Here is a 20390-nt window from a genome sequence, read left to right as displayed (position 1 = left end):
TTTTGCCATGTCAGAACAATTTGGCCACCTGATTAATCGAGCTTATGACGAAGTAAAAAAATATAAAGAATTAGTGCTAAGTGATCCTTATCGTTTATCCTATCATTTAATGCCATCTGTCGGATTTTTAAATGATCCTAATGGGTTAATACAATACAAAGGTTTTTACCACGTTTTTTACCAATGGAATCCATTCGGTACTATGCATGGTTCAAAGTTTTGGGGACATTTCTCATCACCAGACCTAGTGCATTGGCAAGAGGAGCCTATAGCTCTTGCGCCTACAGAATGGTATGACAAAGACGGCTGCTATTCAGGAAGCGCTGTTTGTGATAATGGCCAACTTTACCTCATTTATACTGGTAATGTTAAAGGCGAAAATGGTGAAAGGGAAACGTACCAATGCTTAGCAGTTTCGACAGATGGCGTGAATTTTGAAAAAAAAGGTCCCATTCTTCGAGTGCCTGAGGGATATACAGCACATTTCAGAGATCCAAAAGTTTGGAAACATGAAGGACAATGGTATATGATACTAGGTGCTCAAAATCTGGAGGAAAAGGGCTCTGCTGTATTATTTACTTCACCTGATCTTTATCAATGGGAAATGATTGGTGGCATAGCAGGTGCTGGTATAAATGGTTTGGAGGAGTTGGGGTATATGTGGGAATGTCCGGATTTATTCCCACTCAATGACCAGCATATTCTATTGATTTCTCCACAGTCTCTAATAAAAAATGGAGAAATGGCTCAAGAGTTGTTCCAATCAGGCTATTTTAATGGGGAGTTTTTGTATGAAACCCATCAATTCAAGCATGGTCCTTTTAAGTTATTGGACTATGGATTTGATTTTTATGCTCCGCAAACTTTTAAGGATATACACGGAAGAACAATCCTTTTTGGCTGGATGGGTATTACCAATGAGATAGAACAGCTCCAGCCAACTATAACCAATAAGTGGCTGCATGCTTTAACAATGCCAAGGGAGCTTCAGTGGAGAAATGGACGCATATTCCAAAGACCACTGGAGGAGTTGCAACTGTTGCGTAACAATGAAGTGTTGTATAAGGATATACAGATGAAACAGCAAGCTATTCAATTCGAGGGGATTCAAGGCACTTCTGCTGAGCTATTTATAGAGTTCTCTCCAAGAGACTGCCACGATTTCCAGATTGACCTACGCCATGAAGCAAGGTTGACCTATGATGATCAAACAAAAGAAGTAACGCTATATAGAAGGAATATTGATAATAGTGGAGAGCAATCTAGAAAGTGTAAAATTGAAGGTCTGTCCAATCTTCATTTCTTTATGGATGAGTCGTCTATAGAAATATTTATTAACGATGGCGGTGAAGTGATGACAGCCCGCTATTTCCCAAAACCTGAGGATCACTCTATTACTTTTGAAGGTGATGCTACATTTAGTATTACTAAATGGGATCTTCTCCAACATAAGAATGAAGAGTCCTCACCTCAACAGGAGTTGATATTTGCATGAATGGTGTTCTATGTTTCGGCGAAGCGCTTATCGATTTTATACCGTTAAATGAAGATAATATAACCTATCACAAAGCTCCAGGAGGTGCCCCTGCTAATGTTTCAGTAGGTATTGCTAAACTTGGCGGGCATGCTACATTCTTAGGTAAGGTAGGGGAGGATGTATTAGGTCGATTTTTGCAAGAGACATTAACAGACTACAAAGTGAATACGAAATCCTTAATGTTTTCAGCAGAAGCTAGGACAGGATTGACTTTCGTGACATTAGAACCTTCCGGTGAGCGACATTTTAGTTTTTATATTCAACCAAGCGCAGATCAGCTGATTACAAAAGATGAAATTAGTGCAGAGCTCTTTGTAAATCATAATATTTTCCACTTTGGATCTATTTCACAAATCAATGAACCATCCAAATCAGCCACAATGCAAGCAATACAGTTAGCTAAAGATAATAATATGACTATTTCTTATGATCCTAATTATCGTGAAAGTCTATGGCTACATGAAAATGATGCAAGAGAAATAATCTTATCTACTATCCCATTGGTGGATGTGTTGAAAGTATCCGACGAGGAGCTAACATTTTTAACTGGCTGCAAGACAATTGAAGAAGGGATAAAACGGTTACCGAATATCCCTTTGGTCTTGATAACAATGGGGAGCAATGGTTGTATGTATTCTTTTAAAGAACAATTAGGCCATATATCTGCGATAAAAGCGAAGGCGATTGATACGACTGGTGCTGGAGATGCATTTGTATCGGGCATACTCTATTCCTTATATACCTCACAACAGCCGCTACAGCAATTAGCTGTAGAAGAATTGGAAGCAATGATTCGTTTTGCAAGTATATCTGGTGGCTTGGCTACAATGAAAAAAGGGGCGATGTCTGGATTGCCCACATTAGAAGAGATTCAATCCTATCAATTAGATGTTGATTAGTACTACCCCCATTAGAGTATTCAACAACCAAATATGTGTGAATTGCGAATGAAAGGAATGCCCACTGGCCAATCTAACCAGTGGGCAGTTTTTTTATTGAAGTGTTTTGGCTTCTTTTAACTCAGCGATATCAACCTCTGAACGCTCTTCTAATGAACGTCTTAAATGGACTGTTGCTGTTTTTTCATTTACTAATTTGTCTATCCAGACAGAAACACCGTTATATGTTACTTCAAATTCCTGCGGAGAGGCGACTATTTCTTGTGCTCGTTGATAATCCAAAGTAATATCCCCCTAGTCTATAATGTAGGTTTTGTTGCATTTTTTGTTTTGTGTTTATAGGCTTTCTCAAGCTCCAATAATTCTTCTGCCGTTTCTTCTTTGACTTGTCTAGGTGCAATAAGTTGATTTTTAGGCGTTTGAGCCATACGTCCTGAATTGTGGCTTCTTCCTTGCTTATTGTCTCTTCCCATTTTGGCATTCTCCTTCCTTTTATAAAAGCATTCTTAATATGGCATGTTGTTTTTGCTTTTATCCATAAAGGCTACGGGGAATAGAAAAACCGCAGCAAATAAATGCCGCGGCGATAAGATTAACGATTTAAATTTAGTTGGAAAATGCCAAATCCTCTTACATCAGTTTTACCTGTATAAGTGAATAAGCTTCCTTCTTTAATATAATCCACAGCTTGCGGAGAAGTTGTGAATGTTACATTTACTTTTTGAGCAATTGGCGCGATGGACCAGTTATTGTCTGCTGTAGGTGTAATTTCTTTAACTTCAGAAATATAGTCCATGAGAATTTGACGGTTTTCATCTGCTGAGTCTACTACTAATTCACTCTCTGAAATGCCAGGGAAATGACCGCCGCCGCTTGCACGATAGTTGTTTGTTACCACAATGAATTCTTGATTTGGATCAATTGGTTTTCCATCATACGTTAAGTTGACGATACGGCTTGAAGTAGGATTTTCCAACTGTCCAGTAGTTGAGTACTTCGCAGGCTTTGTAACATCGATTTGATATTGTACGCCATCGATTACATCAAAGTTGTATACAGGGAAGGTTGGATTTAATAATGATTGTTCTGTTGTTTTAGATGTATCAATCGTATTGAATGCACCTGCAACCATTTCTAGCCATTCTTTTACATTAGAGCCTTTCACTTTTAAAGCTTTAAGCGTGTTGTCATATAAATACAAATCGCCGGCACTACGTATTGTTAAGTCGCCTTTTTTGATATCTGTGTATTCGTCTTTACCATTACGGCCTGCTTTAAATGGTGCACCAACAGATAAAATTGGCAAATCTTTTAACTCTGGTTTATTTAAAGCCACATATTTTTCAACAAACCATTTTTGTGCACTTGTTACAACTTGGATAGATGGATCATCTTGGACTAGTGCGAAATAGCTGTATATATCGTCAGTTGTTTTGCCGATTGGTGTGTTGATATATTTAAGTGTTGCTTCATGGTCTTTTAAGATAGCTTTTTTAATCTTTTCATCTGCTTTTTCTTCAAGGACTGATCGTGTTTGCGCTTGTGATTTAGATTTTGTAATCGCCCATTTTCCTTTGATCTTCTTCAAAGTTAAGTCGATAATTCCTAATGCGCCGCCACCAAAGCCAGCTTGTACTGCAGGTACACCGTTAATTGTTCCTTTTTTGTTATCTACACCTTTCGCAGCATTGCCTTGTTCATCCTTAAAGATAGAGTCCAAACTAGCAATATCCTTTGCTGGGAAGACTTTATGCGTATGTGAGAAAGTTATAGCATCGATTCCTTTTACTTTGCTTAATGCATAGATTGTATCTTCTGTATTTGTCACATCTTTGTTAAAGCCGGAGTGAGGCATTGCGATGACTACATCTGCGCCTTTCTTTTTCATGATCGGTACATATTTCTTTGCAGTCTCAACAATTCCCTTTACAATTACTTTGTTATTTAGATTAGCTTTATCCCATTCGCTGATTTGAGGCGGTACAAAGCCGATATAACCAACTTTGATGGTTTGTGTTTTCCCTGATTCGTCTTTTACTTTTTTGTTGACGATTTTGTATGGTGTAAATTGATTTTTATCATTATTCGGATTATTATCGTGATCATCTTTGTATACATTTGCATTTACAAAACCAAATGTGGCATCATTATAAACTTCTTTTAGGAAATTTAGACCGAAGTTGAATTCATGATTTCCAAGTGAAGCCATGTCATATTTCATAATGTTCATTGCTTTTATCATTGGATGGACTTCATTCTTTTTCAATGGATCGATTGTTGCTTTGTATGTTCCAAGCGGTGTTCCTTGAATAAGGTCTCCATTATCTACCAATACAGAGTTCTTCACTTCTTTACGAGCTTTATTGACAAGCGTTGCTGTTTTCGCTAATCCTAATTGAGGAGCTACGCTATTTTTGTAATAGTCAAAGTCTAATAAGTTCGTATGCACATCCGTTGTTTCCATGATCCGTAGTTTTACCTGTGATTGTACCTTTGTTTTTGCCGTTTTAGCTTGCGCTTCTGTTTCCATTATCGGTGTTAAAGAAGATGCAATTAGGCTTAGAGCAAGTGCGCTTGATAAAACTTTAAGGCCTTGGAACTTTTTTGTTGATTTCATACATTTCACCCATCCCTTTTAATTTTTTAAACCCCTTCAAAATATACCATAGAAAATATACTGATAAATTAGCATTTTTCCTCCAAAACAAAAACAGTAAAATATACATAATAAGCGTTTCTGACTAAACAAGTAAATAGTATCGGAGGACTAAAGTGGGATGTTCGTTTTAAAGAAAAAATAGTTAAAAAAGGTTTAATCAATAGAATATCTTCATTTGAGTTAGGAAAAATTCATAGGAATTATTTTATTTATTAGACAAGCTCCTTCTTATTCTTAATCTTGTGGTAAGTAAAAATAAAACTCATATGACCATTCTATTGGTATTTTTATTCTTTGCTAGAAATTTGTATAATTAGTAGGTATAATGTATCTGAAAGAAGAACTGTTTTTAAAAAAGTATTTTGTAATCTTCCTAACGGACAACTTTTTTCCTATAAAAATTGCTTTAAGAGGAGGGATTTCTATAACAAACTTTGATTATGGAGGCTTCTTGAAAAAATTTCGGTGGCCGATTGGATTGCCTATTTTTTTGCTTGTAATCTCGTTTTTATTTAATAAGCAACTCTACGGTGTATTTGGTGCAGAAAATTATTTATCCATTCATTTAATGGTTGAGATATTTATTATTGTTTTTTCCTTTTCGATTGCTATTCAAGCATGGCTGATCGTACCATATGTTTTATCGAATAAAAGATTATATATTGGAGCCCTTTTTTTATCTTTAGGTTTAACGGAGTTGTTCCATACTTTAACTTATCAAGGGATGCCGTTTTTTCTAGAGAGAAGCTCTAATTACTCAGCTACATGGTTTTATATCATAGGACGCCTGTCATTAGCTGTTGGTTTGTTAAGTATATACCTGTTAAAGCCGAAAAATTCTGTGCTCAAAAATCGCTATATAGTATATGGTTTATCATTAGCCTATACCGTTTGTTGGTTGGGAATTATATACTCTCCCAAAGCATTGTTGCCAAATCTATTTATTGATGGAGTAGGGACTTCTCAGATAAAAAATGGGCTACAATATGCTGCTGCTTTTATACAACTTTTCTTTGTGGCTTATATTTTTAAAAGCAAAAATAATGTACAGAAAAAAGAAGTTGAAATGCTGGTACTTGGTTCTTTTTATTTAATATTAGGAGACCTAGTGTTCACCACCTATATCAATGTCTATGATTTCAGAGCTATGATTGGCCATTTATTTCAACTAACAAGCTATTACTTTTTTATGAAAGCACTTCATCATACTTCAGTTGAAGAACCATTTGAGTTGTTAATGGAAACTCAGGAGGAGCTGGAAAGTTCTCAGGATTCTTTAAGATACACGATGGATCATGATGAGCTCACGGGTTTGCCTAAACTGCACTATATAGAAACTAAACTAGCAGAAATGTTAAATATTCATAAAAAAGCTGCTGTTTTAATGATGGAAGTAGATCGTATAAAGGTTATAAATGAATCGTTTGGTAGTAGGTTTGCTGATCAAATTATTCAAGGAATTTCTAAAAGATTGAATTGTGTAGAATCGCAGAAGAGGGTACTAGGCAAAGGAAATAACGGTGAATTTATTCTTATTGTTCCAACTGTGTCAAATAGAGAAGAAGTCACCGCCATTTGTGAAAAAATTACACAATTAATGGAAGTTCATTTTCCCGTCCAGCATCATCAAGTGAAAGTAGATTTAAATATCGGAATTGCTATTTATCCAGAGCATGGCAGAAATGCAAGCGATCTATTTAGACATGCTCAAGTTGCTATGCATCAAGCAAAACATCAAATAAACCGAGTACTTTTTTACGAAAAAAATATGGAAAAATGTTCAGAACAAAAAATGTTGCTAGAGCATGATTTACACAAAGCACTTGAAAATCAAGAACTCTTCCTTGATTATCAGCCACAGATTGATGTAAGAACAGGAGAAATAGTATCTGTTGAGGCATTACTCAGATGGAAGCATCCAACAAAGGGGATTATTTCTCCTGCTGATTTTATTCCGATAGCTGAAGAATCAGGGCTAATTGTGCCAATAGGTGAATGGGTGCTTCAACAAGCATGTAGCCAAGTGAAAAAATGCCAGGAGGATTGCCAGCTAACGATTGGTGTATCGGTAAATTTATCGATCCGCCAATTCTTCCAGCATAATTTAGCTCATACAGTCAAAAGGGTTCTGGCAGAGACACAGCTTCATCCTGCTTGTCTAGAACTTGAAATTACTGAAAGTATGACGATGGATAGAAAACATGCAGTCGAAACGTTATGCGAGTTAAAAGAATTAGGAATTAAAATTGCGATTGATGATTTTGGAACAGGATACTCATCTATCGCCTATCTGAAAGATTTGCCAATTGATACATTGAAAATAGATCGTTCATTTGTTATGCAAATACCAACAGGGGATACTGTTCTTATTTCGATGATTATTTCTCTGGCAAAACATCTACATTTAACAATTATTGCAGAAGGAGTGGAAGAAGAGCTCCAGTGGGAATTTCTTTCAAGAGAAGGATGCAATCTTATCCAAGGTTACTTATGTGGAAGGCCGATGCCGCTCCATCAAATTATAGAAACAATTCATTTTCAACAAGCTGCCCAAATTTAAGTAAGCAGCTTGTTTATTTTTTTGAAAAGAAGGTATTATGTTTGAGGGAAAAATATGATTTGAGAACTCGGTTTGTAAAACCATCCGACTATCAGGTAAATTCCATATTAGAGATAAAATATCAATTTTTGCAACGATTCTTTTTTAATGGGGTATTTATGCTACGATTAATAAAACAACTTGGAGGTTATAGTATGAAAAATTTAGTCAAAAAATTTGTAAAAGGTACGATCGCGACTAGTGTACTTGCATCTGGTTTATTAATTGGTACAGCGTCTTTCGAAACGAGTGAATTAGCAGGTACTCAGACTGTTCAAGCAGCTAGCAAAAAAGTTTCGAAAAAAGGGGTTTTTACACTTTCAAAGGGATTTACACTAAAAGAAGCCCAAAATGAATTAAGACCTGAAGCTGCAAGATTAATCCGTATTTACGGCGAATCAAACAGAACAGGAAAAACAACAACATTTAATAAATATGCAAAGAATCATATAGCACCTAAAACTGATACAAACTATTTACTAGGCTATAAATATTCAACGGATAGATACAAAGAAAGAATAAAGCTCAATCGTAAATCTAATAGCAAAAAAATCATTCATCTTTACGGCAAAAATTTAAAGCTGGCAACAACCTCAAAAGTAAAAAACTATGACTCAAGAAAAGGGACAGGTTGGGCAAATATTCGATATCAATTCCAGCCTAAAGATTTTAACGCAATGGGTAACGTATCGGTAACTCTTAAGTTTACCAAAGTGAAGAGCGGTAAATATGTACTTGAAGATATTCATTTCTATTAAGCCTTATAAATGATTATGGCTTGGGCATGCTAATCCAGAGCAATAAACATTGTTCACTTCATAAATATGAGGAGGATAGCCTATGCCAAATGTACAAGTGAATTGTTCTGTTTCCGATTGTTTTTTCCATAAGGTTGGTAATGTTTGTGGTGCATCAGCGATTAATGTCGATATGGATTACCACTCCAGAGATAAGGATACAGAGTTTGCAACAGAGTTTGATTTTGACAAGATTTCCGAAAAAGCTAACACTTCTAAGGATACTTGCTGTAAAACTTTTAAACCAAAAGAAAAGTAAAAGATAACTCATGAACAATTGGCAGCTATGCGATTCATAGCATTAGGGATTCCACTATAACGTGGGTCCCTTTTTTTAGTCATTTGATTTCCATAATATAATCTCGTATACTTTTTTCTGTATAACTAAAGAGTAAAGGAGACGCGTCATGACATTTGAAGAAATACTACCGCGTATGAAAGCAGGAGAAAAAGTGATAAGAAAAGGATTTAATGGAGCTGAATTATACATAAAATTAGTAGGGGAAAGCACGCATCATGGTGAAAAGCTAAATCCGTATTTTTTAATTAATGTATCTGGTGAAGGCTACACTATGTTCACGCCGACAGTTTGTGATTTATTAGCCGAAGACTGGGAAATTGTCGAATAAGACACTTCTCACTAGATGAGTGGAAATGTATTATATATGAATATAATTGAGAGTCCATGGATTGCCATGGGCTTTTGTAATGAGGTGCAAAAATGAAATTTGATTTTAAAGGCAAAACCGTTTTTGTTACGGGAGCAGCGTCTGGAATTGGGCACGCACAAGCAAGGGCGTTTCTTGAAAGTGGAGCGATGGTATTTGCGATGGATTTAGACGAAGAGGGATTGAATTCTATAGCGAATGAATATAAGCGAAATTTTGCTTATTCAGTAGGTAGCGTAGCGGATAATAGTCAGGTAGTGAAAGCTGTCCAAAAGGCCATTTCGCTTTTTTCTAAAATTGATATCTTGCTAAATACAGCTGGCATTTTAGATGGCTATGCAAAGACATTAGATACAGATGAGGCTTTGTGGGATGCTATTTTAAATACAAACCTTAAAGGAACATATTTAGTAACGAATGCAATTCTTCCACAAATGATTGAGATAAAATCAGGGGTCATTATCAATATGGCTTCCATTGCAGGCCTTGTAGCAGGGGGAGGCGGAGCAGCATATACAGCTTCTAAACATGCAATTGTCGGTTACACTAAACAGCTAGATTTAGATTATAGTAAAATGGGTATTCGTGCTAATGCGATTGCTCCAGGTGCTATTCAAACACCTATGAACAAAGCGGATTTCCAAGGCGATGGAGAGATGGCAAAATGGGTGGCAAGAGAGACACCTGCAGGTAGATGGGCCCAACCAAGTGAAGTGGCAAACCTTACACTGTTTTTAGCACATGACGCCTCAGACTATATACATGCTGCAGTCGTCCCGATTGATGGAGGTTGGATTGCAAAATAATGTTTTCTATTTAACAACTATTTGATATACTTTTCAAGTAAGCAAATTTGCTTGCACTGCGGCACTTTTGGTTAGGCATAGTCTAATCTCCTTTGGTCGCAGTTATGACTAAAATAGCTTTTGGCTATTTTACAAAGGAGAATGAAAATGAATAAAACGTTTTACAATGTATCTACACGTACCTCTGTTACAGAGATCACCAAAACAGCCCTCGTTGCCGCCCTTTATGTTGCGGTCACCACCGTTTTAGCTGTCGTCAGTTTTGGCGCCATCCAATTTCGTTTAGCTGAAATGTTTAACTATCTAGCACTTTATCATAAACGTTACATAGTAGCCGTCACTCTCGGTGTTATTATTGCTAATTTTATGTCTCCGACATGGCCAATCGATGTGCCAGTTGGTGGGCTTGCTACATTTTTAGTCATTCTTTTATGCCGAGCGGTAACGAAAAAAATCAAGAATGATATTGTAAAAATGACAGTCACAGCTTTAATTTTTGCTTTTTCTATGTTTACGGTTGCCGGGCAATTGTCTATTCTTTATCATCTACCTTTTTTCTATACATGGTATACAGTTGCGCTTGGTGAGCTGCTCTCGATGGCAGTAGGTGGCGTAATTATGAATATATTAAAAAAGAAAATTGATTTTACAAAATAAAAGCTTCACTAAAAATGCTCTTCTCAATTTAATGAGAAGAGCATTTTTTTATAGTAAATGTTTTCTTTTTAATGTCCCAACAAGTTATTCTTCTTCACTATCCTTCATTTTCCATCTATGCCCTGGCCAGTATGCATAACGGCCAAGCACAGCAGTGATAGCAGGAACAAGGAGAGGACGAACAACAAATGTGTCTAATAATACGCCGATTGCTGTCACGATCCCAAATTGCAGGAGTACTTGAATAGGCAAGGTAGCCAAGACTGCAAAAGTTCCAGCTAGAATTAAACCTGCAGAAGTAATCACGCTGCTTGTTTCACTGACCCCATTTGCGATGGCTAATCGATTACTTTGTTTATTTTTGTTTTTCCAAATACTTGATATCATAAAAATATTATAATCTTCACCTAATGCAACTAAGAAAACGAATGAGTATAAAGGAATTAAGCCCTGAATTGCTGAAATGCCTAATACATCGTGGACCAGTATCCAACCAGCGCCCAACGCAGATAAATAAGAAAGTAAGACTGTTAGGATCAGGTATACCATCGCCACAATAGATCGCAAGTACATTAACAACAATGCAGCTATAATAACGATTACTGTTGGTACAATTACTTTCATATCTCGTTCGGTTGTCTTCACTGTGTCATATTGCTTAGAAGTTTCGCCACCTATCCAGAGATGATCCTGTGGTTGCACACCTGAGTCTTTTAGTATGGTAGAAACCTTCTTGTTTAATTTTGGTATAGTATCAACAGCTTCCATACTGTAAGGGTCTTCTTTTAAAGTAATATCATAAGAATGATATTCTTTGTTTTTAACCCCTTCTTTTTTCTCTGAAACTTCTTCGATATAGGATAGCTTGCTCAGCTGATCTTTAATCACAACTTTTTTACCTTCTGTATTGATGATTAATTGTAAAGGTGCTAGCTTTCCTTGTGAAAAATGTTCGGACATTAAATCAAAACCTTCTCTAGAAGGCATATCTTTTGGAAACGATTCTATTAAATCCTGTGTATATTGAATACGTGGAACGAAGGATGCTAATGCGCCTAATAGGACAACACTTAAAATAATGACAGTCCACGGTTTTCTTGTCACCCAATTGCCAATTTTTCTGCTGAACTTTCCGTGGGGAGCGATTCTTCTGACTTTTTTTCCTTTCTTTTCTTCTAGTTTCTTCGACATTTCCTCTGTTCTTGGGATGAAAGGGTAAAATGCTGCACGCCCAAGAATACCTAACAAAGCAGGTAACAGTGTTAATGCCGCCATACCCATAATGAGGATAACTAAACTAAATGGAACTGCGAAGCGATGGAACGATCCATATTGTGCAAGCAGCAAAGTACTTAGGCTAAGCACGACGGTTAATGCACTTACTAAGATAGCTCCGCCTGAATGTTTAATGGCATGTTCTAAGGCTGTAAATTTATCCTCTTCCTCTAATAAACATTCTCTGTATTTGGACACTAAGAATAAACAATAATCTGTTCCTGCGCCGAATAATAATACGGTCATAATGGATACGGCTTGTGAATCAACTGTAATAAAGCCTTCTTTAGCGAGAAATCCTAAAAGAGGATTCGTCACACCATAAGCAAATCCTACACCTATCAATGGCACTAACGCTAAGAGTGGGGAGCGATATAACAGCACAAGCAATATTAATACTAATAAAACCGTACCAATCAGTAACGTCACATCTGCTTTACTGAATAAGGCAGTAGCATCTGTAGAAATTCCTACAGGACCAGTAAAACGAACATGTAAGCCTGAGTCACTAATTTTACGATCAAATAAAGATTTAGAGTCTACTTTAGATAAATGTTTTTTTAATGTAGACAAATTACTATCTAATTCCTCGGTTGCTGCTTTTTTATCCATGAATATAGGCGTTACAATTGTTTGGCCATCTTCAGATGCAGATGCTTGTAAACCTTGCGGTGGAAGCTTTCCAAGCGGAGGAAGAAAATTTTGAGCTGATAAAGGATGTTTTTCTAGATGTTGATATAATGATGAAATCTTTTGGTAATCTTGGGTGGTCAACCCGTCTGTCCGATGCCATACAATTAACAATGGTGTACCTGTATTATCAGGGTATTGTTCTTTTGCAATTTTTTCTGCTTTTACTGACATAGCATTGTCAGGTAAATTAGCGGCACCATTATCTGTTTCTTTGTTAACGCTTGGAAAAACGGCTGTAAGTATGGCTACTAAAAGAACCCAAACTGCCAAAGTAATCCATCTTCCTTTTTTACTTGAGACAGCCATTACAAATTCGATAAAAAACTTTTTCATTAAGAAGAGCCCCTTTCGGAAGGATTTAATTTAATTATATATACTGGTTAGTTAATTATCAAATCTATTTTCTTATTAATATATGATGACCTAATATCCCAGTATGTAAACATACGTTAAGATAAAAAATTCCCGCTATAAAAACTAGCGGGATAAGCCTATATTAATTTTTAAAGAAGCCATTCCAAAAAACATCTAATATTTGAACAGCGGATGTCTCAGTTGACTCGAATATGGAAAGCCCATCTGCTTGCTTATAATTCCCCACCCGAATAAGTGCAAGATAAGCATGCGCTGCAAATTTTGTATTTACATGAGGTATTTCTCCCGAGTCTATCGCTTTTTTAAATTCATTTTCAATCCCTTCGTACATTTTTTCTTCTGCTTTTTTCATTTCACTCATTTGCTCTTCTGATAAGGATTGTTTAGATTCTCTCATAAACCCATCCAAGTCAAGGGTGGTGGTTGCTTTTAAGTGTGCCGTTGTCACATCTAATAAACGATCATACAAGGGCTTATCTGAAGTGAGCAAAAATAGAATTCGTTCTTGAATTCTTTCCATTAGTGCAACCATTGTTTCTTTAAACAATTCAGCTTTGGTTTCAAAATAGTAATATACGGTTGCTTTAGTCGTTTCAGAATTTCGAGCAATGTCATCCATCGAGACCCTTTGATAGCCATTCTCCAAGAATAACCGTGTAGCAACTTGTAGGATTACTTCCCTTGTCGATATATTATTATCTTTTTGTTTCGGCCTTCCAACAGGGCGACCTCGTTTTTTAGAAGCCATAATCCTTCTCCTTATCTATTTCTACATAGTTTTGAAATCCATCACAAGAATGGCGTTCAAATTTATTTTTCGTAATTTATGTCCACTGATATTTTACCATTGAATTAGCAAGAATTCTAAAGAATAAGTGTAATTAACATTAAGATGACTGCGCCAGTTTTAAGCTTCAATTGTTTAACAGGAGAATTTTTTTTTGAATTGTAATGACAAATCTATTCATACAATAAGATTGCTAGGAATACGATAGTAGAAGTTAAAGGTGGAGATGGAGGTTGAGATCATCACAAGTTTAATAGATTTTATTCACCTGGATTCTCGTTTTTAAAAACACCCAAACGTTTAAAACTCTATTCATTCGCTAAATAAGCTAAAACAATACAAAAAAAGGAGAAAAATATGAAGGAATTCCACCAACAAACATCTGCACAAGTAATGGATTTGCTTTCTGTGACAAAGGAAGGCTTGAATGAACTAGATGTTCAGCAAAGATTAGAAGAATATGGACCGAATGAATTAGAAGAAAGCCAGAAGGTTAGTACAGTAGCTGTGTTCTTTGGCCAGTTCAAGGATTTGCTTGTCATTATTTTAATGGTTGCTGCGTCCATCTCATTTCTATTAGGTGAGGTGGAAAGTACAATTGTTATCATGATAGTGGTTATACTGAATGCAGTTTTAGGTACCGTCCAGCATGTCAAAGCTGAACAATCACTAGATAATCTGAAAGCCTTAACTTCGCCTGTGGCAAAGGTATTGAGGAATAATGAAATCATCGAAATATTGTCTGAGGAAATAGTAGTCGGCGATTTGCTATATTTAGAAGCAGGCGATTATATTAGTGCAGACGGTAGGTTAATAGAAAGCTTTAATCTTTTAATTAACGAAAGCTCTCTCACTGGTGAATCGTTGGCTGTTGAAAAAACTAACGATCCTATACTCGATGAAGGTGTGACAACAGCAGATAAAAGAAATATGGTATTCACCGGTAGCTTTGTGACGAATGGACGCGGGACGGTTGTTGTCACATCAACAGGAATGAATACAGAGATTGGCAAGATTGCTAATCTCCTTGGAACAGCAAAAGAGAAGAAGACCCCACTTCAAATTAGTCTTGATCATTTTGGCGAGAAGCTTGCATTAGGCATCACACTCATCTGTTTAGCTATCTTTACGATTGACCTTATACGCGGTCGTGCCTTGGTGGAATCTTTTATGTTTGCTGTTTCGCTGGCAGTAGCTGCTATTCCTGAAGCATTAAGTTCTATTGTGACGATCGTTCTTGCCTTTGGTACTCAAAAAATGGCCAAAGAGAATGCCATTATACGAAAGCTTTTTGCAGTAGAAAGCCTTGGTAGTGTATCTGTCATTTGCTCGGACAAGACCGGTACCTTAACGAAAAATAAAATGATGGTTCAACAAGTTTATATTGATAAAGAAGTACAAGCATTTAATGAACTGAATATGAAAAACAAATTGCATAAACAATTTATTACTCAATCGCTCCTATGCAACGACTCCTTCGTAAGGGAAGAGAAGGAGATTGGGGATCCTACTGAGATTGCACTTGTAAAATTAGGTAAACACTATAAATTGGACGAGCTTATGCTTCGTAAACAACACCCAAGAATGGCCGAAATCCCTTTTGATTCTGACCGAAAATTAATGTCAACTGTTAATGAAGTTAATGGTAAAAGAATGCTTACGACAAAGGGTGCTTTAGATGTCCTTTTACAACGGATGAATAAGATAGAGACGTCGAATGGCATCGTTGAAATGACAAGCGAGGACAGACAAAGAATTGAAAAAGCCAATCACAACTTTTCAACTAAAGGGCTGCGCGTTTTGGCGATTGCTTATAAAAACGTGAGGCCAAAACAAACAATTGATTTCGAAGATGAACATGATTTAATCTTTCTAGGATTAGTAGCCATGATGGACCCACCAAGAGACGAATCAAAAGCTGCAGTAGAGAGCTGTATTCAAGCAGGTATAAAACCTGTAATGATTACAGGAGATCATAAAATTACTGCAACAGCCATTGCTTCTCAAATTGGCATTTTAAAAGATCCAAGTGAAGCCATTGAAGGGCATGAAATTGAAAAATTAACAGATAAGGAACTACAAGATTATGTGGAGGATTATTCTGTTTATGCCCGTGTGACACCTGAACATAAAATTCGGATCGTTAGAGCATGGCAGGAAAAAGGCAAAGTAGTTGCAATGACCGGGGATGGAGTGAATGATGGTCCCGCTTTAAAGCAAGCAGACATTGGAGTTGCAATGGGCATTACCGGAACAGAAGTGGCGAAAGATGCTTCCTCTATGATTTTAACTGATGACAACTTTTCAACCATTGTCAAAGCAGTCGCGAATGGTAGGAGCCTTTACACCAATATCAAGAATGCTATTCTTTTCTTACTTTCTGGAAATGCCGGTGCTATCTTTGTTGTTTTGTATGCCACCGTCTTTGGGTTATCTGTCCCATTTGCCCCTGTTCATCTTTTATTTATCAACTTGTTGACAGACAGTTTGCCCGCAATAGCCATTGGTCTTGAACCAAATAATAAAAAGCTGATGAAGGATAAGCCGCGAAACATACACGAACCATTGTTAAATAAAAGGTTTACGACACAAGTAGTGCTTGAGGGCTTACTCATCGCTATATCTACTATTATCGCATTTCGGTTAGGTCTTTCAACGGGAAGTACTTTGACTGCCAGTACCATGGCATTTGCGACACTTTGCTTATCTCGTTTGATTCATGGCTTCAACTCACGATCAAAAGAATCTATATTTGCCATTGGAATCTTTTCAAACAAATATACATGGGTTGCCTTCTTAATTGGGGTGATTAGTTTACACCTTGTTTTATTCCTACCATCCCTAACTACTGTTTTTAAAGTAGCACCATTAAGCGGCTTGCAAATGGGCTATATTTACACGCTATCGAGTCTACCCTTCATAGTGAATCAGTGGTTTAAGGTTTTGTTTGTAAGAAGGAAATAAGTGAATTAACCGATCCTTTGCAGAAAGGGTCGGTTTTATTTGTGAAAATATAGTAAATGGTGTAACAAATATTAAATTTAAATGCCATCGATGGAACTTTTAGAAAGTTTAATATATTATTGTTATATACCTATTTAAAAAGGAGATTTAACAATGCAAAGAAAAGCATATACAGCAAAAAGTGCAACCTCATCAGGGCCATATTCACACGCAATAGACGCGGGAGATTATGTGTTTTTCTCGGGTCAGACAGCTAAGAATACACCAACTGCTAAAGATCTAACTGGAGATATTGCTGCACAAACAAAACAATGCTTTGCCAACTTATTAGAAGTCATGGAAGAAGCAGGACTTTCCCATGAAGATGTGGTAAAGGTAAATGTTTATTTAACAGACATGAACAATTTTAATGCCATGAATGAAGTGTATAAAACATATTTCATCGAACCGTATCCTGCAAGAACTTGTGTAGCAGTAGTTGCATTGCCACTAGGCGCAGAAGTAGAAATTGAACTGATCGCTAAAAGATCAAATTAAGAAGAAATGGCCAACAAGCAGCTTAAGCTGTTAGTTGGCTATTTTAATTGGGATAAATCTTAATTAGAGTTTGAAATGCTCTAAATAGAAAGTCTTGGTGACCTAAATTGAGAATGAGTGACCTAAATGAGAGTCGGAGTGTCCTTAATTGGGGAATGAGTGACCCAAAAGAGAGTCGGAGTGTCCTTAATTGGGGAATGAGTGACATAAAAGAGAGTCCGAGTGTCCTTAATTGGGGAATGAGTGACCCAAAAGAGAGTCCGAGTGTCCTTAATTGGGGAATGAGTGACCTAAAAGAGGGTCCGAGTGTCCTTAATTGGGGAATGAGTGACCCAAAAGAGAGTCGGAGTGTCCTTAATTGGGGAATGAGTGACCTAAAAGAGAGTAGGAGTGTCCTTAATTGGAGAATGAGTGACCTAAAAGAGGGTCCGAGTGTCCTTAATTGGGGAATGAGTGACCTAAAAGAGGGCGAGTGTCCCAAATTGGGGAATGAGTGACCTAAAAGAGAGTCCGAGTGTCCTAAATTGGGGAATGAGTGACCCAAAAGAGAGTCCGAGTGTCCTTAATTGGAGAATGAGTGACCTAAAAGAGGGCGAGTGTCCTAAATTGGGGAATGAGTGACCCAAAAGAGAGTCCGAGTGTCCTTAATTGGGGAATGAGTGACCCAAAAGAGAGTCGGAGTGTCCTTAATTGGGGAATGAGTGACCCAAAAGAGAGTCGGAGTGTCCTTAATTGGGGAATGAGTGACCCAAAAGAGGGCGAGTGTCCCTATTTGGGGAATGAGTGACCTAAAAGAGAGTCGGAGTGTCCCTATTTGGGGAATGAGTGACCCAAAAGAGAGTCGGAGTGTCCTTAATTGGGGAATGAGTGACCTAAAAGAGGGCGAGTGTCCCTATTTAGGGAATGAGTGACCCAAAAGAGAGTCCGAGTGTCTTAATCGAATAATGCGAAATATTTACATACCAATTAAAGTACACATCCATCCGCACTACGCCCTAAAGATCCAAAAAGCGCCAAATGAGAAATATCCATTTGGCGCTTCTGCTATTTAACTATAAAAATAAAATACAAAATGAACAATAGTGCAAGAACATACATTATCGGATGGAGCTCTTTACCACGTTTTTGCATAAGCAAAGCTAATGGATAGAGAATAAAGCCGAACGCTAATCCAAGTGCAACACTAGAAGTGAGTGGCATCATAATAATGGTTAAAAATGATGGAATCGCTACTTCTGCACGTGACCAATTAATGTTTTGTAGATTCATAGCCATTAATCCGCCCACAATAATTAAAGCAGGTGCTGTTACCTCGTTTGTGATAACGGAAAGGATAGGTGAGAAGAATAATGCGATCGCAAAGCATACGGCAGTAATGACAGAAGTAAAACCTGTTCTTCCGCCTACTGCAATACCAGCAGATGATTCAACACTGGTTGCAGGTGTTGAGGTACCGAGTATTGCACCAATTGCTCCAGCAGAAGAATCGGCCAGCAGTGCACGTCCGATTTTCGGAATTTTGTTGTCTTTCATAATGCCTGCTTGGCTAGTTAAAGCAATTAAAGCACCAGCAGTATCGAAAAACGCAACAAAAAGGAAAGTGAAAATCACGGCTAATACTTCAGGAGAGAAAATATCATGCAGGTGAGGAAATACCACACCAAAAGTTGGTTTAAGACTTGGGATTGTCCCCATAATATGTGTTGGGATTTTTACTAAGCCAGTCAACATACCTATAATAGTAGAAATAATCATCCCGTAAAAAATAGCACCCTTCACATTGCGGACTAACATAAGGATGGTGATGACTAAACCAAAAACGGCAAGGCCAGTTGTCGGAGAAGTTAAGTGACCTATGGATACAAAAGTATCTTTATTTGGGATAATAATTTTTGCATTTTTAAAACCGATAAATGCGATGAAAAACCCAATGCCCGCTGCTATGGCATGTTTCAAATCTTCTGGTATCGCATTAATTATTTTCTCCCGTATTTTTAATAAACTTAAAATGATGAAAATGACGCCTGCTACAAAAACCCCAGTCAAAGCAACTTCCCATTTAATTCCCATACCTATGCAAACAGAGAACGTAAAAAAAGAATTCAACCCCATACTTGGTGCAATAGCTATCGGATAGTTTGCTAGAAGTCCAATAAGTAATGATCCTATGATAGCAGTTAGCGCAGTTGCGGTGAAAATAGCCCCCTTGTCCATTCCAGTTTGGCTAAGGATTAAAGGATTGACTACCAAAATATAAGCAATTGAAAGGAATGTGGTAACCCCAGCCAATGTCTCTTGCTTATAGCTGGTATTCCTCTCAGTAAATTGAAAAAAGTGTTTCATGATGTCTATCTCCTATTCTTTTATATAAAAAAACTTTGGCTACCAAGTGCCAAAGTCATCTACAAAGGAATAAAAAATAATTATTTCATTTATTTGATATTCCTTGTAGACAAGCTATTTATGGTAGCTGGTAGAAACGATCAAGCCTTATTCTTGAACTTATACAAGGATATTTAGGTTTTAAAAGTAATAGAAAGATAATATCAAGATTTAATGTATACGTCAATATAAGCTGCAAAATTTATCGAATAATGTCGAAGTTGAATAATGTATAAATGATGAAAATAAATACAAGATAAGCTTTGATAGGAGGTTTTCTAATGGTAAATAAAAAAGGCAACAAGCAACATAACAAGGGGAAAGAAGAATACAGTAATGAATTTATAGAGGAAGAAAAAGTGCCAAAAAAGATGACGTTTAAGGAAAAAAAGGAAAAGGCCATTGAAGTTGCAAGCCAAAATTTGCAATGATATTTAGAAGCCTTAATGAAAATCATTAAGGCTTCTAGTATTACTTGTTTACTCTCTCATCCGATTGCTTATTGATTTCAGCAATGGCTTTTTCTCTCCATTCAGCCGCAAATTCTTCACGGAAGTTGTCAGGACTATTATACGGAGAATTAGTATTTCGGTAATCTTTAGCATTAGGCAGTTGGCTATTATTGTTTTTATTCTTTGCTTTATAACCACACTTTTTTGGCATGTTAGATCACCTCCTACATAAAATAAGTTGCTCTTTTTCCTTCATTTTATGCTAAGCCTTTTGCCGCTCTCTTTTCACATATTAGCCAGTAT

Annotated in this window: 18 protein-coding genes and 1 riboswitch; of the genes, 11 read left to right on the top strand and 7 right to left on the bottom strand. The window is 36.9% G+C overall.

Annotation, left to right across the window (positions count from 1 at the left end):
• Positions 1–7 precede the first annotated feature (7 nt).
• Both M2M59_RS08980 and M2M59_RS08975 read left to right on the top strand, forming a co-directional pair.
• Complete coding sequence (locus tag M2M59_RS08980; protein WP_147198116.1) at positions 8–1495, top strand: glycoside hydrolase family 32 protein; 1488 nt, start codon at positions 8–10, stop codon at positions 1493–1495.
• The gene (locus M2M59_RS08975) at positions 1492–2436 is read left to right on the top strand and encodes a carbohydrate kinase family protein (protein WP_249774366.1); all 945 of its coding nucleotides are present in this window, start codon (positions 1492–1494) and stop codon (positions 2434–2436) included. The genes M2M59_RS08980 and M2M59_RS08975 overlap by 4 nt, the downstream gene beginning before the upstream one ends.
• Positions 2437–2529: 93 nt before the next feature.
• Here the strand turns inward: M2M59_RS08975 and M2M59_RS08970 are convergent, their stop codons facing one another.
• From M2M59_RS08970 to M2M59_RS08960, 3 genes are all read right to left on the bottom strand, one after another.
• Complete coding sequence (locus tag M2M59_RS08970; protein ID WP_147198120.1) at positions 2530–2718, bottom strand: H-type small acid-soluble spore protein; 189 nt, start codon at positions 2716–2718, stop codon at positions 2530–2532.
• 17 nt (positions 2719–2735) lie between these two features.
• Complete coding sequence (locus M2M59_RS08965) at positions 2736–2909, bottom strand: hypothetical protein (RefSeq protein WP_184117469.1); 174 nt, start codon at positions 2907–2909, stop codon at positions 2736–2738.
• Between the two features lie 119 nt (positions 2910–3028).
• Positions 3029–5053: a bifunctional 2',3'-cyclic-nucleotide 2'-phosphodiesterase/3'-nucleotidase gene (locus M2M59_RS08960; RefSeq protein WP_147198122.1), complete on the bottom strand. Its 2025-nt coding sequence runs from the start codon at positions 5051–5053 to the stop codon at positions 3029–3031.
• Between the two features lie 493 nt (positions 5054–5546).
• Between M2M59_RS08960 and M2M59_RS08955 the strand changes: the two genes are divergently transcribed.
• The 6 genes from M2M59_RS08955 (at position 5547) to M2M59_RS08930 (ending at position 10622) form a co-directional block, all read left to right on the top strand.
• Complete coding sequence (locus M2M59_RS08955) at positions 5547–7655, top strand: bifunctional diguanylate cyclase/phosphodiesterase (protein ID WP_249774365.1); 2109 nt, start codon at positions 5547–5549, stop codon at positions 7653–7655.
• A gap of 194 nt (positions 7656–7849) precedes the next feature.
• Positions 7850–8452, top strand: a complete 603-nt coding sequence (locus M2M59_RS08950) for a hypothetical protein (RefSeq protein ID WP_147198126.1) — start codon at positions 7850–7852, stop codon at positions 8450–8452.
• A gap of 82 nt (positions 8453–8534) precedes the next feature.
• Positions 8535–8750 carry a DUF1540 domain-containing protein gene (locus tag M2M59_RS08945; protein ID WP_150284543.1) on the top strand — a complete coding sequence of 72 codons (216 nt, stop codon included), beginning with the start codon at positions 8535–8537 and terminating at the stop codon, positions 8748–8750.
• Between the two features lie 148 nt (positions 8751–8898).
• Entirely contained in the window at positions 8899–9120 is a 222-nt protein-coding gene (locus M2M59_RS08940) for a DUF2829 domain-containing protein (protein ID WP_249774364.1), read from the top strand.
• A gap of 92 nt (positions 9121–9212) precedes the next feature.
• Entirely contained in the window at positions 9213–9965 is a 753-nt protein-coding gene (locus M2M59_RS08935; protein ID WP_249774363.1) for a 3-oxoacyl-ACP reductase, read from the top strand.
• A gap of 147 nt (positions 9966–10112) precedes the next feature.
• The gene (locus M2M59_RS08930; RefSeq protein WP_249774362.1) at positions 10113–10622 is read left to right on the top strand and encodes a QueT transporter family protein; all 510 of its coding nucleotides are present in this window, start codon (positions 10113–10115) and stop codon (positions 10620–10622) included.
• Positions 10623–10706: 84 nt separating this feature from the next.
• On the opposite strand, the gene M2M59_RS08925 is transcribed toward M2M59_RS08930, so the two are convergent.
• Positions 10707–12923: an MMPL family transporter gene (locus M2M59_RS08925; RefSeq protein ID WP_249774361.1), complete on the bottom strand. Its 2217-nt coding sequence runs from the start codon at positions 12921–12923 to the stop codon at positions 10707–10709.
• A gap of 163 nt (positions 12924–13086) precedes the next feature.
• Positions 13087–13713, bottom strand: coding sequence for a TetR/AcrR family transcriptional regulator (locus M2M59_RS08920; RefSeq protein ID WP_147198139.1), 627 nt, complete (start codon positions 13711–13713; stop codon positions 13087–13089).
• A gap of 396 nt (positions 13714–14109) precedes the next feature.
• On the opposite strand from M2M59_RS08920, the gene M2M59_RS08915 reads away from it, so the two are divergent.
• Both M2M59_RS08915 and M2M59_RS08910 read left to right on the top strand, forming a co-directional pair.
• Positions 14110–16716 (top strand): cation-translocating P-type ATPase, encoded by a 2607-nt coding sequence (locus tag M2M59_RS08915; protein ID WP_249774360.1) that lies wholly within the window; start codon positions 14110–14112, stop codon positions 16714–16716.
• A 153-nt stretch (positions 16717–16869) separates the two neighbouring features.
• Entirely contained in the window at positions 16870–17253 is a 384-nt protein-coding gene (locus M2M59_RS08910; protein ID WP_147198143.1) for a RidA family protein, read from the top strand.
• 1044 nt (positions 17254–18297) lie between these two features.
• On the opposite strand, the gene M2M59_RS08905 is transcribed toward M2M59_RS08910, so the two are convergent.
• The gene (locus M2M59_RS08905) at positions 18298–19596 is read right to left on the bottom strand and encodes an NCS2 family permease (RefSeq protein ID WP_147193329.1); all 1299 of its coding nucleotides are present in this window, start codon (positions 19594–19596) and stop codon (positions 18298–18300) included.
• 86 nt (positions 19597–19682) lie between these two features.
• Positions 19683–19783: riboswitch (purine riboswitch) on the bottom strand.
• Between the two features lie 133 nt (positions 19784–19916).
• Here M2M59_RS08905 and M2M59_RS08900 point away from each other — a divergent pair.
• Positions 19917–20066: a hypothetical protein gene (locus tag M2M59_RS08900; protein WP_184117471.1), complete on the top strand. Its 150-nt coding sequence runs from the start codon at positions 19917–19919 to the stop codon at positions 20064–20066.
• Positions 20067–20106: 40 nt separating this feature from the next.
• Here the strand turns inward: M2M59_RS08900 and M2M59_RS08895 are convergent, their stop codons facing one another.
• Positions 20107–20298: a hypothetical protein gene (locus M2M59_RS08895; RefSeq protein ID WP_147193330.1), complete on the bottom strand. Its 192-nt coding sequence runs from the start codon at positions 20296–20298 to the stop codon at positions 20107–20109.
• Positions 20299–20390 lie beyond the last annotated feature (92 nt).

Origin of the sequence: Rummeliibacillus sp. G93 (assembly GCF_023515935.1) — a bacterium.
Classification (GTDB): domain Bacteria; phylum Bacillota; class Bacilli; order Bacillales_A; family Planococcaceae; genus Rummeliibacillus; species Rummeliibacillus stabekisii.
This window is presented reverse-complemented; position numbering and strand designations above follow the sequence as displayed.